This is a genomic window from Chloracidobacterium sp., assembly GCA_025057975.1.
GTDB lineage: Bacteria > Acidobacteriota > Blastocatellia > Chloracidobacteriales > Chloracidobacteriaceae > Chloracidobacterium.
This window is the reverse complement of sequence record JANWUV010000008.1, coordinates 99,810-113,023: the sequence shown is the minus strand read 5'-3', so window position 1 is coordinate 113,023 and position 13,214 is coordinate 99,810. Positions and strand designations below refer to the sequence as shown.

Below are 13,214 nucleotides of genomic sequence, written 5' to 3'. Positions count from 1 at the left end.
GTGAGTGCGCACGCCGTCGCCGCCCACGCCGAACCGGCCGCCAGGGTTGGGGACTGGACGAGCCGAGTGTTTTGGTTTGGCGTTTTGCCGCTGGCGGTTGGGTTGCGGCTGTGGGGCATTGAGACGCAAAACCTCTGGCTGGATGAGCTGTATTCAATTGACGTGGCGCGCAAGTCGCTCACTGAGATTGTCCGGTGCGCAGCGGCGGACGTTCACCCGCCGCTGTTTTATGTTGTTTTGAAGGCGTGGATGCGACTCTTCGGCGACGGCGCGGCGGCTGTTCGGTCGTTGTCCGTCGCGGCAAGCATTGCGGCGCTCGTCTCCGCGTTTCGCCTGATTGCGCCGCGCTACGGCGGCGGCGCGGCGCTGACGACGACGCTGCTGATGGCTGTTTCGGCGCACCAGATTTTCTTTGCGCAGGAAGCGCGGATGTATGCGCCGGTGACGGCGCTGGTCTTGGGCGCGACGCACGGCTACGCGCTCTGGCGGGAGGCCGGTGTTGAGCGGGGGCTGGCGGTCTACTTCTGGTGCTCGCTGGCGGCGCTCTATTGCCATTATTTCGCGGCGTTGGCCGTTCTTGTTTTCAACCTCCACGTTTTGCTTTCCGCTTACGGCCCGACCCGCGCCGGGACGCGCCGTCAAGTTCGGCGCTGGCTCGGCGTACAGGTTGTGACGGCGCTGCTTTACGCCCCGTGGGTGGGGGTCATGGTCGCGCAAATGCGGCGCGGACAAACGTGGCGCAAGCCCCTGACGCTGGCCGACGCCGCCTGGCAGGCGCTGGGCTACCTACAGGAAACGACGCTGGGGCATGCCGTGTATCTTGATCACGTCCGCGAGTGGTTGACCAAACTGTTTGTGGAAAACGTCGCCCTACCGCGTAGCTTCTTTCAGCAGCCGTTGGCGTTCAACGTGCTGTTCATCGTGTTTCTTGGCGGGTGGGCGGCCTGGGGACTGTGGCGTTGCCTGCGGTTGGCGCGGACGGACGTACGTGCGGCGCTGCCCATCCTGTTGCTGGTTGTCCCACTGTCGGCGGCGAGTGTCCTGTCGCTGCGCAAAGGCGGCATGGAACTGGGGCGTTATCTGATGTTCACCACGCCCGCCGTGTGGTTCCTCATTGCGGCGGGGCTGCATGACATCGGCGTGCGATGGTTGCGGGTTGTGCTGATTGGTTTTTGCGTCGGCGGCTTGTTTTGGCAAGGGGCGCGCGTCCACTACGCGACGACGGCGCGCGACAGCGACCTGCGTCCGGCCTTGGCCTTCATTCGGCAAAACCTCCAACCGGGCGACCGGGTGGTGATTGACCCGGACGCAGTGGATGTGTGTTTGAACTACTACGCGCCGCGCTACGGACTTGGGGAAGCCGTCTACCCGACGCAGACCGTACCGACCGGCGAGCCGAACGGCCACAGTCAGCTTGACCGTTTGCCTTTGGAGTCGGCCGTCCAACGGGCGTGGGTCATGCTCGATTACCGGTCGGAGCGGTTTGAGAGGCTCGCCGTACCGGGTTTTCAGGCGCTGCGGGTGATGGATTTTCCAAGCGAGTATCCGAAGGTGCGGGTAGTGGAACTCAGGCGGCAGTAGGCGTCGGACGGCGCGAGGTGGGCGCGCCGTCACTGCGTTGCGCCGCACTGCGCCGCCTGCTAGCGTTTACGGCAGTTTAATGCGTCGTGCCTTATGTCGCCTTCCGCTGACCAGCCCCCGCTTACCGTCGCCGCTGCTGCGCTGGCCGACGCCGCCTTACGCGAGCACGCCGAAGTCGTCGCCGCCCTGCCTCCGCTGTTGCCGACCATCGCCGCCGTCGCCGCCAAACTCGTTGAGACGCTGCGCCGCGATGGGCGGATTTTCCTGTGCGGCAACGGCGGTTCGGCCGCCGACGCCCAACACCTCGCCGCCGAACTGGTCGGCCGCTTCCGGCGCGACCGGCGGCCGCTCCCGGCCGTGGCGCTCACAACCGATACTTCAATCCTGACAGCTGTTGCGAACGACCTTGGCTACACGGAAGTTTTCGCCCGCCAGCTTGCCGCGCTGAGCCGTCCCAATGACCTGCTGCTTGCCATTTCGACCAGCGGCGACAGTCCCAACGTTCTCCGCGCCGCCGAAGTTGCGCGGCAGGAACGCCTGACCGTCGTCGGCCTCACGGGACGCACCGGCGGAAAGCTGCTTGCTCTGTGCGACCTGTGCCTGTGCGTTCCTTCAGACGCCACCCCGCGCATTCAGGAAATGCACATTCTAGTCGGGCACATCCTGTGCGAGGTTGCGGAACGCGCCTTCTGTGGGGACGACCTATGACGTTGCGCGTCTTTGCTGGAAGCCTGCTGAGTTACTTCTACAACCACTGGCTGACCTATTGCCCATCGCATCACATTCGCCGGGCGTATTTGCGCGCCTACCTAGGCGGCTGCGGTGCGCAGACGTGGGTTCAGATGGGCTGCCGGTTTCTCAATGGACGCAAGGTGTTTCTAGGGCCGCGTAACGCCGTCAATTTTGGCTGCCTGTTTGACGGGCGGCGCTATGCCATCCGTACCGGGAGCGATGTCTCCATCGGCCCCGAAGCGACAATTCTCACCCTCGGTCATGATCCGCAGTCGCCGGATTTCGCCGACCAAGGGGGCGAAGTCGTCATCGGCGACCGTGTTTGGATTGCCTACCGCGCCGTCATCATGCCTGGCGTGACGCTGGGTGAAGGCGCGGTTGTCGCCGCCGGTGCCGTCGTCACGCAGGACGTAGCGCCGTACACGATTGTCGGCGGTGTCCCGGCGCGACCGATTGGGACGCGCACAACCGACTTACGCTACCGATTCAACTATGCGCCGCTTCTGCTATAGGCGCCAGTCGCAGACCCTGCAGATGCATCCTCATCTTGGAGCGCTCGGTCTTCTAGCCCTGAGCCTGTCCGAATCTTCTAGAACCGCTCCCGGCAGACTCCGACCGCCGATGCGCCGCCCAGCCAAGCATCACCTACACACCCAAAAACTGGGAAACCCGCTTCGACTATTCACGCGCCGTCATCCACTCCGCGCCCGCCGAACCGCCGCCTGCCACGCGGCATAACCGGCGTCTCGTGCTGGTGCGTTCGGCGTCGGTTCAAATACCCGCTCCCGCCGCCAGACGCGCCCCACTTCTGGCAAGTCGCGCCAGAACCCGACGCCCAGTCCAGCTAAATACGCCGCGCCGGCCGCCGTTGTCTCCGTCACTGTCGGCCTCACGACCGGCACGCCGAGCACATCCGCCTGAAACTGCATTAGAAAATCATTCGCCGCTGCGCCGCCATCCACCCGCAGTTCCGTCAGCGCAAAGCCTGCGCCCAATGACCGCCGTGCGTCCGCCAGCATCGCCTCCACGACATCCCGCGTCTGGTAGGCGATCGCTTCCAAGGCGGCCCGGACAAGGTGCGCCCGCGTCGTCCCGCGCGTCAATCCCGTGATGAGGCCCCGCGCATGTGGGTCCCAGTAGGGCGCGCCCAACCCGACGAAAGCTGGGACAAACATCACGCCGTCGGTGTCTTTCACTGAACGAGCGACAGCCTCGGTTTCAGCCGCACCACCGATGATTTGCAAACCGTCGCGTAGCCACTGGACAGCCGCGCCTGCAATGAAAACGCTTCCTTCCAAGGCGTACTCGGCCGGAGCGTCACCCAACTGCCACGCAATAGTTGACAGCAAAGACTGCCGCGATAGGCAAGGCTGTGTTCCGGTGTGCAGCAACAAAAAACAGCCTGTCCCATAGGTGTTTTTGGCCATACCGATCTGCGAGCACATCTGCCCAAACAGCGCCGCCTGCTGGTCGCCGGCGATTCCGGCAATCGGCAGCGCCGCACCGAACCACTCTGGGGTGGTCTCACCCACCACACCGCTTGACGGCGTCACCTGCGGCAGCATTGCCATCGGAACGGAAAACAGCGCGCACAGGTCGGCGTCCCAGGTTAGTTCGTGGATGTTGAACAGCATCGTCCGGGCGGCGTTGGTCACATCCGTCACGTGCGCGCGCCCGCCGGTCAACTGCCACACCAACCACGTGTCCACTGTGCCGAAAGCCAGATCGCCGGCTTCGGCCCGCTGCCGCGCGCCGGGGATGTTCTCCAGCATCCACTCGATTTTGCTCGCCGAAAAGTAGGCGTCCACAACAAGGCCGGTTTTCGCCTGAATAGTCTCGGCCGCCGCCGTTTGGCGCAGGGCGTCGCAGCGGGCGGCCGTCCGCCGACACTGCCAGACGATGGCGTTGCCGACTGGCTCGCCGGTCGTTCGATCCCAGACCAGCGTGGTTTCGCGCTGATTGGCGACGCCGACGGCGGCTACTTCCGCCGCCGTCACGCCGGCCATTCGCAGCGCTTCGCGCGCCGCGCCGATTTGCGAGTTCCAAATGTCTTCTGGGCGGTGCTCGACCCAACCGGGCTGTGGGAAGAGTTGCTCAAATGGGCGCTGCGCCAGCGCCGCAATCCGGCCGTCGTGGTCAAACACAATCGCGCGCGAACTGGTCGTCCCTTGGTCCAGTGCGAGTATGTAGCGAGTGGTCATCGCAGGGTCATCTTCCAAAAGAATCGCCTCCGGGCAGCCTGTCGGACGCCGGAGGCGGTACGTGCGCCAATCAGGAGGAGGACCTTAGTTGAGAGGAGGCGCATCGTCGCTAGGCGGTGGGGTCTCGGTTCGCCGACGCAGCGTTGGCCGATTCGCTGGCTCGGATTTTTGCGGACGCTCACTCGGCGCGTTCATCTCATCGTCCTCCGGCGGCGCATCGGGCTGTCGCCGTCGCAGCGTCGGCCGGCTCGGTCCCTGATCGCCGCCCCCTGGCCCAATGCGCCGTCCTACATCCGGGGCGATGGCTCCTAGCCGCGCTTTGACGCGCGCAAATTCCGACGAACTAATGATGTATTCATCCCGCTGCGGGAATGCCGCCGTCAACTGACGCATCTTGTTAGCGCGCTCCTCATTTGGCGGGTGCGTCGAGAAAATCGTCGGAATCTTTTGCTTCGGGTCCTGCTGCGCCTTCAGCTTTTCAAAAAAAGCGATGAACTCGTCTGGGTCATAGCCGCTCGCCCAAGCGTACTGTGCGCCGAGCATGTCGGCTTCGAGTTCGGCGTTGCGGCCAAACTTGAGAAACGTCAGCGGCACAAGGATGTTCGCCGCGTTGGCGACTAGCACGCCGGCTACGCCGCCGATGAAGATCAGTGGAATCATTCCAAACTGCGCCAACTGCCCTTTCGATACCTGTTCAGTCGCATGCCGCGCTGCGACATGCGCAATTTCGTGCGCCATCACGCTCGCCACCTGTGCTTCATTATCAGCCGCCAAAATCAACCCCTTGTTGACATAAAAGTAACCACCCGGTAGCGCAAAGGCGTTGACTTCCGGGGAATCCACCACCTTGATGGTAAAGGGAATCTTCGCGTCGGAGTTCTGGGCGACGGTTTGGCCAATCCGGTTGATGTATTCCACCACCATCGGGTCGGTCACAAACTTCAGTTGCCGATCCAGTTCGGACGCCAACTGCGCGCCGATCGCCATTTCCTTCTCTTTCGAGTAAAAGTTGATGCTCCCCTTGTTGATGTCGCGCTTGCCGATCATTAGGGGATTTTCCTTGTCGGAGAGCTTGCGCGTCACGGGCGAACTTGTTCGCTTGTCCTTATCGTCAGCCTGTGCGCTCAACCAAAACACCGGACTCACAATCAACCCAACGGCTAACAACCGGCTGAGCCGCCGTCGAAACGCTTGTGTTAAGAACATGACCAGAATCCTCCCGTGACGAAATCTCCTACGGCACGCTAGTGTACACGTGACTGAGCGGTTCGTCTTTCCTCTTTTGACGCAACGCCCAATCCTGCGCTCACCGCCTATGGTTAGAACGGCTTATCCCTCGAAAGGTTTGAAAATGTCGCCTGCCGGTCGCCGGATGGTCAAGGCGTTCGTCGCCGCCGGCATTGTCCTGTCATTGTGGTTTGCTCCGGGCGTGGCACCTGAGCCGGTCTGCGCTGCCGAACAAACCACCCCGCTGTCCGACCGCCGTGTATGCTACCGGATTGAAGCGGTGCTCGATACGGAGAAAAAGGAAGTACGCGGCCGTGAGCGTCTGACATGGCGCAATCCCGCGCCCCATCCCGTGCCGGACTTGCAGTTTCACCTCTACCTCAACGCCTTCCGCGATGAAAAAAGCTCGTTTCGACGTGAATCCGGCGGCGGACAACTGCGCGGCGATGAAATGGACCCCACCGCGCCCGGCTGGATTGACTTGTTGAGTGTCCGCACTGCCGACGGCGTTGATTTGCTCCCGCGCGGCGAGTTCATCCATCCCGATGATGACAACGCCGACGATCGTACCGTATGGCGGGTTGTGCTGCCGCAGCCCGTCCCGGCCGGCGGCGGCGTTGAGCTTGACATCGAATTTGTCGCCAAGCTGCCGCGCGTCTTTGCTCGAACCGGCTACTACGGCGATTTCTTTATGGTCGCGCAGTGGTTTCCCAAGCTGGGCGTCTATGAGCCAGCCGGCATGCGCCGCCGCGCCGAGTCGGGCTGGAACTGTCACCAGTTTCATGCGACGACGGAGTTTTACGCCGATTTCGGCGAGTATGACGTGACGCTTGACGTGCCGAGCCGTTTCAAAGTGGGCGCAACGGGCGTGGAGCGCGAACGCCGCGACCTCGGCGACGGGCGGACGCGCTACCGATTTACGCAGGCGGACGTACACGATTTCGCTTGGACGTGTTCGCCGGATTTTCTCGTTTCGGAAGAACGTTTTGAAGCCGAAGGATTGCCGCCGGTCAGGCTCATTCTGCTGCTTCAACCGGAACACGCCGAGCAGCGCGACCGGCACTTTCGGGCGGCGCGCATAGCGCTTGAAGCCTACGGGCGGCAGATCGGCCCTTACCCGTACGAAACATTGACCATCGTTGATCCGGCTTATGGCGCGGGCGGCGCAGGCGGGATGGAGTACCCAACGCTCATCACCGTCGGAACAAGCCGCCGTGCGCCTGATGATGACCTGCTGGGGCCGGAGGTTGTGCTGATTCACGAGTTCGGCCACCAGTACTGGTACGGTATGGTCGCCAGCAACGAGTTTGAGGAAGCTTGGCTTGACGAAGGCATCAACAGCTACTGCGAAGCCAATCTCATGGCGGCGTATTACCCCGAAAACACCGCTCTCTGGCTGCGCCTCGGTGGGCGGCCGCTCTGGCGGCTACCGGTGCGCGTTCCTGATTGGTCGTTTCAACGGGCACAGTTGTTTGTGATAGGCCCGCAAGGCATCACCACAGCCCCAATCATCACACCGGCCTGGAAGTTCCCCAATCCGGGACTTTACGGCTTCAACGCCTACGCGCGGCCGGCGCTCACGCTCAAAATGCTGGAAGGCTATGTCGGCGTGGAAACCATGCGGCGCATCCTGAAGACGTATTTCGAGCGGTGGCGCTTCAAGCATCCGACTTCGGACGATTTCTTTGCCGTCGCTTCGGAAGTCGCTGGTGAAGACCTGAAGTGGTTCTTTGATCAGTACTTTCGCGGGACAAAGATTCTCGACTACGCCGTAGCGTCGCTGGACGCCCGCGAAGCCGTCATTGTCCGCAAGGGCGAAGCCGTCATGCCGCATGACATCGAACTGCGCTTCGCCGACGGCTCTACGCGCCGTGAGCGGTGGGACGGACGGGAGGCGGAATACCGCCTGACGACCGACCGTGAACTGGTGTCCGTCGTGCTTGATCCCGACGACACCCTGCGGCTGGAGATGAACCCAGCCGACAATAGCCGCACCCGCCTGTCCAGCGGACGCGCTAATGCAAGTCTGTTCGTCCGCGCCCTAGCGCTCATGCAGTGGCTTCTGCACGGCGCGGTCAGTCTCATCTGAAACCTTTACCCACCGCCATGACCCCTCGCACCGCTTCGCTCACCCGCCGCACCAACGAGACCAACGTCGTCGTCACCCTTGGCTTGGATGGGACAGGCCTCGCCCGTGTCACGACCGGCATTGGCTTCTTCGATCACATGCTGGCGCAACTGGCTCGCCACAGCGACATAGACCTTGACATTCACTGCGATGGCGACCTCGACGTTGACGGCCACCACACCGTCGAGGATGTGGGCATCACGCTGGGACAAGCCCTCGCGCAGGCATTGGGCGACAAGGCCGGCATCGCCCGCTTCGGACACGCCTACGCGCCGATGGATGAAACGCTGGCGCGGGCGGTCGTGGACATTTCTGGCCGACCCTATTTGGTGTACGAAGTCGCCAACCCACGCGAACGCATCGGGAACTTCGCCGTCGAAATGGCCGAGCATTTCTGGCGGTCGTTCGCCTTTAGCGCGGGCGTCACACTTCACATCACCGTACTATACGGGCGCAACCAGCACCACATTCTGGAAGCGGCGTTCAAGGCGACGGCACGCGCGCTGGGCGCGGCGACCCGCCGCATTGCCGGCCGCAACGAAGTTCCCTCAACAAAGGGCGTTTTGTAAGCGTCTAGAGCAAAGTCAGCTGTAGCAGTGGTAGATACGGCAGTCCTGCGCCAGCCACGACGGTGTGTTCGCTAACCATGCACCAAAAATGCACTAACCCTCTAGCAGACGAATGGTTGCCCCCTGCCAGGCCGCCGTGAGAACACCGGACTCGCCGATGACCTGCATGTGGGTTTCCGTTTCCCTCGCATAGAGCGTAACGTCCTCAATCGCCCCAATCTCTCGCGGCGGGTGAGCAAAGTAACGGACGACTGCCTCCGCGCCATCCTCGCGCAGGGCCTGCGCTTCTTCCGATAAGGCGTCAGCAACAGCCTCCGGCACGTTCAGTCCCCGGATGGCTTCCTCATCCTGCACCAACGCCATGCTTCCGTCGGCGTCCACACTCCAAAGATAGGGGATATCAAGGAGGAAATGGAGGTGTTCAGGTTGAGCATAAACGCCTAAGATTCGGCAGCCAAAGATGTGCTTGACGACGTGTTCCTGATGCTTTGTGAGTTGGCGTATCTGCATCATTGAGAGCCTTATGACCGTTGAAAAGTTTTTCAAGGCGACATCCTACGCGCTGATTACCGGCGGCTTTCTGACACTCGCGCTGACGGGGCGCGTGGACGTTGTCACCTGCATCCTCTACGCAATGGCACTGGCGGCAAGCTGGTTCGCCGACCGGCCTGGTTTCCGCCTGCAAATCAGTGAGCGCGTCGCCAACTGGTGTGTGCTGATCTATCTGCCCTTTGCCTACCTGGATTTTCGTTACCTCAGCAGTTCGTGGATTGCGCCGCTGGTTCACTTTGTTCTCTTTGTTTCTGTTTTCAAGCTCTTTCAGGTCAAGCGCGACCGCGACTGGGTATTTCTTTACCTGCTGGCGGTTTTTGAAATGCTGTTGGCCGCCGGTCTCACCATTGACGCGCTATTTCTTGTTTTGCTCGGCGGCTTCACCTTGACGGGATTGGCGGCGCTTCAGGCGTTTGAGATCGTGCGGACGCGCCGCGCCGCGCGGCCGGCCATGCGCACTGTCACCTTTTCGTACGACGGACAACGCCTGCGCGCTGCGGAGCGCCCTGTCCGCCACCTCGTCCTGCTGACGTTCGTCATGGCATTGCTTATCGGCGCTTTGAGCGCGCCGATGTTTTTCATTTTGCCGCGCTGGAACACCGGACTCTTAGCGCAGTCGTTTAGCGAAGACACCGCTATGACTGGCTTTTCCGACCTTTCGATTTCGCTTGGCTCGGTGGAAAGCATCAAGACCGACGACCGCACCGCCTTTCGCGTCCGAGTTGACGGGCCGCTGCCGCCGAACCGACACTGGCGCGGCATGGTTATGACGCATTTTGACGGACACGAATGGACGCGGCCGGAGGCCGAGCGGCGGTTCGCCGTCGAACAGCGCGACGGACGCTACATTTTGGACGAGCGTCGTCCCGGACCGCTTGTGACGCAGACCGTGTACGTCGAACCGATGCCAACCGGCGCATTATTTCACTGTGGCGAGCCGTGGTTTGCGTACAACCTGCGTGGGCTGGCGCGCGACGCAACCGGAACGTTTTACCGAGCGGAACGTGGGGTGCGCCTTAGCTACACCGTCGCCGCTAGCCTTGTTGACACGCCGGAAGAAACCCTGCGTCGGGACCCGCTCAAGTATGACGAGCCGACCCGCGCGATGTTCTTACAACTTCCTGCTGATTTTGACCCGCGCATTACCCAGTTGGCGCGTGAAGTGACGGCCGAAGCGACCAACGGCTATGACCGGGCGCGCGCCATCGAGCGGCATCTCAAAACACGCTGCTCCTACACGCTGGACTTACAGCGCGGTCGTGAGCCGGACCCGATTGTGGACTTTTTATTTGAGACCCGGCGTGGGCACTGCGAGTACTTTGCTTCAGCGATGGCGCTTATGTGCCGTTCGCTTGGTCTTGCGGCGCGCTTAGCTGGCGGCTACCACCTTGGCGAGTACAACGAGGTCAACCGGACCTACATTGTCCGGCAGGCCGACGCCCATGCTTGGGTTGAAGTGTATTTTCCGCAAACCGGAACGTGGGTGGAGTTTGACCCGACGCCGGCGGCGGCGAACACACGTACGAACACAACCGGCTGGTTCGCCTCGGTACGGCGCTACGTTGACGCCCTGCGGATGTTCTACATTGACTATGTGATTGCCTACGACGCCCAGCGTCAGCGTGCGTTGGCGCGCGACGCCGGCACCGCCGCTGCGCAATACCAGATCGTCGTCTGGCGATACGTCAATGACTTCCGCCGGAACTTTAGGGCCTGGATTGAAGCCTACAGCTACTGGCTCTATCAGGTCTCACAGGACGACCGGTTTCTATACAACGTCTTTGCCCTTACTTTGGCGTTTGGGATGGGGACGGCGGCGCTCGGCGGCTACTGGCTCTGGCGACGCCTTCGGCGCACGCCGCGCCTGCTTTTTGAGCGTTGGTGGCTACGTTGGCTGACGCCGTTCTTGCGGCGGATGCTGCGCCGCGACGAACGCGAGTCGGCGGTATTGTTTTACGACGAGATGGCGGCGCTATTGGCCCGTGCCGGTTATCGGCGTGCGCCGCACCAAACGCCGTTGGAATTCGCCGCTGCCGTCGGTTTTGAAGAGGTACTGACGATTACTCAGGCTTATAACCAAGCGCGGTACAGCGCGCGGCCGGAGGTGGACTCTAGACGCATTGACCGCGCTCTTCAATCGCTTCGGCGGCGCTTGCGCAGACGGTAGCCGGCTGGCGCGCCCTCGCAGGAAGGATGGCGACGTTCACTTAGGAAAGGGACTAGATGGCGGCGACGCGCTTCCCCGGCCCGAGGTGCAGACTCAAAATCGCCAGCGCCGCCGGCGTCACGCCGGGAATCCGCGCCGCTTGGCCAAGCGTCGTTGGACGAATGCGCGTCAGCTTTTCCGTCATTTCACGCGAGAGGCCCGGCAGACCGGCAAACTCAAAGTTCGGCGGGATAGCAATGTCCGCTGCTTTGGAAAGCTTCTTCGCCGTCATCTCGTGGTGACGGACATAGCCTTCGTATTTCAGGTCGTTGACCGCCACGCTCAACTCAGCCTCGTCAAAGTCGGTCACGCCGGCCCGCCGAAGCGCCGCCGCCAAATGCTCGGTTGTGATTTCAGGCCGCCGCGCCAGTACAGATAGGCGCTGCTTTTCCTTGATGACTGTCCCGGTCTCAGCCGCAAAAGCGTCGGCTTCGCTTGAATTCGGGGCAATCGCCACCGTTTCCAACAGCGTCCGACAGGACTGGATGCGCGCCTGTCGTTGCTGAAAGGCGTGAAACTCCTCATCGCTTACCAAACCGATGGCGTGACCCAGCGGCGTCAAGCGTTGATCGCCGTTATCAATCCGCAGCAGCAACCGCACTTCTGAGCGGGAAGTAAACATCCGGTAGGGTTCATCCACACCCTGCGTCGTCAGGTCGTCCACAAGGACGCCGATGTAGCTGGTTGCACGGTCAAGCACAACCGGCGGCAGCCCCTTGGCCGAACGGGCGGCGTTAATACCAGCCACCAAGCCCTGACAACCGGCCTCTTCGTAGCCAGTCGTCCCATTGATCTGCCCGGCGTGGAACAACCCCTTGATGCGCTTGGTTTCGAGCGTCGGTTTCAGTTCCGTTGGGTCTACCATGTCGTACTCAATGGCGTACCCCGGACGAATCAGCTGCGCTTGTTCGAGGCCCGGAATCGTCCGCACCATGCGCTCCTGCACGTCAATCGGCAGGCTGGTCGAAATGCCGTTGACATAGACCTCGTGCGTGTCAAAGCCCTCCGGTTCAAGGAAAACCTGGTGACGATCCTTGTCGGGGAACTTGACGACTTTATCCTCAATGGAAGGGCAGTAGCGCGGGCCGACCGACCGGATTTGCCCGCTGTACATTGGCGACTTATCAAGGTTTTCACGAATGATGCGGTGCGTCTCTTCGTTGGTGTACGTGATGTAGCACGAGAGCTGCCGCCGCGTGATGGCTTTGGTGGTAAACGAAAAGGGCGTCGGGTTGGGGTCGCCCGGTTGTTCCTCACACTTCGACCAATCAATGGTCTTGGCGTGCACGCGCGGCGGCGTACCGGTCTTGAGCCGTCCGACGCGGAACCCTAGGCGGCGGAAGCTTTCAGCCAGCAGGATTGAAGGCAATTCCCCGGCGCGCCCCGCCTGATAGGTGCGCGTCCCAATGTGGATGAGGCCGTTGAGGAACGTCCCGGTGCAAATCACAACGGACGCCGCCGCCAAGCGGCGGCCGTCCCACATTTCAACCCCTAGAACCCGGTCCTGTTCGACCATCAAATCAATGACTTCGCCCTGCCGCAAGTGCAGATTGTCAACCGTTTCGAGGAAACGACGCATTTCCGTGCGGTACAGTCCACGGTCAGCTTGAGCGCGCGGTGACTGTACCGCCGGGCCGCGACTACGGTTGAGCAGACGGAACTGCACGCCGGTGCGGTCAATAATTTTGCCCATTAGGCCGCCCAGTGCGTCCATCTCGCGGACAAGGTGGCCTTTGGCGATGCCGCCAATTGCCGGATTGCATGACATCTGGGCGACCAGATCGAGGTTGAGCGTAATCAGCGCCGTCCGGCAGCCCAGCTTAGCGGCGGCGTACGCTGCTTCGCATCCGGCATGACCAGCGCCGACGACCACCACATCAAAGACCTCGTTGAAACGGTACTCGCTCATAGCCGACGCAAAACCTCAAGCAAGGGGTCAGGTCGGGCAGTCTAGCGACAGGACGAGCGCGATGACAACCAGCCGAGGTGGCGCGCCGCCCGCTCTACGGTCGGGATGT

General features: G+C 62.0%; 10 protein-coding genes. 6 read left to right on the top strand and 4 right to left on the bottom strand.

Annotated features, from left to right (window positions below):
• The 3 genes from NZ585_08795 to NZ585_08785 all read left to right on the top strand — a co-directional run bounded on the left by NZ585_08795 (nt 1) and on the right by NZ585_08785 (nt 2,825).
• Nucleotides 1-1,581, top strand: coding sequence for a glycosyltransferase family 39 protein (locus tag NZ585_08795; GenBank protein MCS7080133.1), 1,581 nt, complete (start codon nt 1-3; stop codon nt 1,579-1,581).
• A gap of 93 nt (nt 1,582-1,674) precedes the next feature.
• Entirely contained in the window at nt 1,675-2,289 is a 615-nt protein-coding gene (locus NZ585_08790) for a D-sedoheptulose 7-phosphate isomerase (protein ID MCS7080132.1), read from the top strand.
• Nucleotides 2,286-2,825 carry an acetyltransferase gene (locus NZ585_08785; GenBank protein MCS7080131.1) on the top strand — a complete coding sequence of 180 codons (540 nt, stop codon included), beginning with the start codon at nt 2,286-2,288 and terminating at the stop codon, nt 2,823-2,825. Before NZ585_08790 ends, NZ585_08785 begins: the two co-directional genes overlap by 4 nt.
• A 180-nt stretch (nt 2,826-3,005) precedes the next feature.
• Here NZ585_08785 and glpK read toward each other — a convergent pair whose 3' ends face one another.
• Nucleotides 3,006-4,514, bottom strand: coding sequence for a glycerol kinase GlpK (gene glpK, locus NZ585_08780; GenBank protein ID MCS7080130.1), 1,509 nt, complete (start codon nt 4,512-4,514; stop codon nt 3,006-3,008).
• Between the two features lie 84 nt (nt 4,515-4,598).
• The gene (locus NZ585_08775; GenBank protein ID MCS7080129.1) at nt 4,599-5,720 is read right to left on the bottom strand and encodes a M48 family metallopeptidase; all 1,122 of its coding nucleotides are present in this window, start codon (nt 5,718-5,720) and stop codon (nt 4,599-4,601) included.
• Nucleotides 5,721-5,865: 145 nt separating this feature from the next.
• Between NZ585_08775 and NZ585_08770 the strand changes: the two genes are divergently transcribed.
• Both NZ585_08770 and hisB read left to right on the top strand, forming a co-directional pair.
• Nucleotides 5,866-7,830, top strand: a complete 1,965-nt coding sequence (locus NZ585_08770; GenBank protein MCS7080128.1) for a M1 family metallopeptidase — start codon at nt 5,866-5,868, stop codon at nt 7,828-7,830.
• A gap of 17 nt (nt 7,831-7,847) precedes the next feature.
• Nucleotides 7,848-8,438 (top strand): imidazoleglycerol-phosphate dehydratase HisB, encoded by a 591-nt coding sequence (hisB, locus tag NZ585_08765; protein MCS7080127.1) that lies wholly within the window; start codon nt 7,848-7,850, stop codon nt 8,436-8,438.
• Nucleotides 8,439-8,531: 93 nt separating this feature from the next.
• Here hisB and NZ585_08760 read toward each other — a convergent pair whose 3' ends face one another.
• A complete protein-coding gene (locus NZ585_08760; GenBank protein ID MCS7080126.1) occupies nt 8,532-8,951 on the bottom strand; it encodes a hypothetical protein in 420 nt (139 codons plus the stop codon).
• A gap of 10 nt (nt 8,952-8,961) precedes the next feature.
• Here NZ585_08760 and NZ585_08755 point away from each other — a divergent pair, with 10 nt between their 5' ends.
• Nucleotides 8,962-11,157 (top strand): DUF3488 and transglutaminase-like domain-containing protein, encoded by a 2,196-nt coding sequence (locus tag NZ585_08755; GenBank protein ID MCS7080125.1) that lies wholly within the window; start codon nt 8,962-8,964, stop codon nt 11,155-11,157.
• 52 nt (nt 11,158-11,209) lie between these two features.
• Here the strand turns inward: NZ585_08755 and mnmG are convergent, their stop codons facing one another.
• Nucleotides 11,210-13,105 carry a tRNA uridine-5-carboxymethylaminomethyl(34) synthesis enzyme MnmG gene (gene mnmG / locus NZ585_08750; protein MCS7080124.1) on the bottom strand — a complete coding sequence of 632 codons (1,896 nt, stop codon included), beginning with the start codon at nt 13,103-13,105 and terminating at the stop codon, nt 11,210-11,212.
• Nucleotides 13,106-13,214: the final 109 nt, after the last annotated feature.

Bases quoted from the DNA above. Each gene is read 5' to 3' on its own strand.
- NZ585_08775 (MCS7080129.1), bottom strand. From the start codon at position 5,720: ATGTTCTTAACACAAGCGTTTCGACGGCGGCTCAGCCGGTTGTTAGCC.
- NZ585_08790 (MCS7080132.1), top strand. From the start codon at position 1,675: ATGTCGCCTTCCGCTGACCAGCCCCCGCTTACCGTCGCCGCTGCTGCG.
- NZ585_08755 (MCS7080125.1), top strand. From the start codon at position 8,962: ATGACCGTTGAAAAGTTTTTCAAGGCGACATCCTACGCGCTGATTACC.
- NZ585_08785 (MCS7080131.1), top strand. From the start codon at position 2,286: ATGACGTTGCGCGTCTTTGCTGGAAGCCTGCTGAGTTACTTCTACAAC.
- glpK (MCS7080130.1), bottom strand. From the start codon at position 4,514: ATGACCACTCGCTACATACTCGCACTGGACCAAGGGACGACCAGTTCG.
- hisB (MCS7080127.1), top strand. From the start codon at position 7,848: ATGACCCCTCGCACCGCTTCGCTCACCCGCCGCACCAACGAGACCAAC.
- mnmG (MCS7080124.1), bottom strand. From the start codon at position 13,105: ATGAGCGAGTACCGTTTCAACGAGGTCTTTGATGTGGTGGTCGTCGGC.
- NZ585_08760 (MCS7080126.1), bottom strand. From the start codon at position 8,951: ATGATGCAGATACGCCAACTCACAAAGCATCAGGAACACGTCGTCAAG.
- NZ585_08770 (MCS7080128.1), top strand. From the start codon at position 5,866: ATGTCGCCTGCCGGTCGCCGGATGGTCAAGGCGTTCGTCGCCGCCGGC.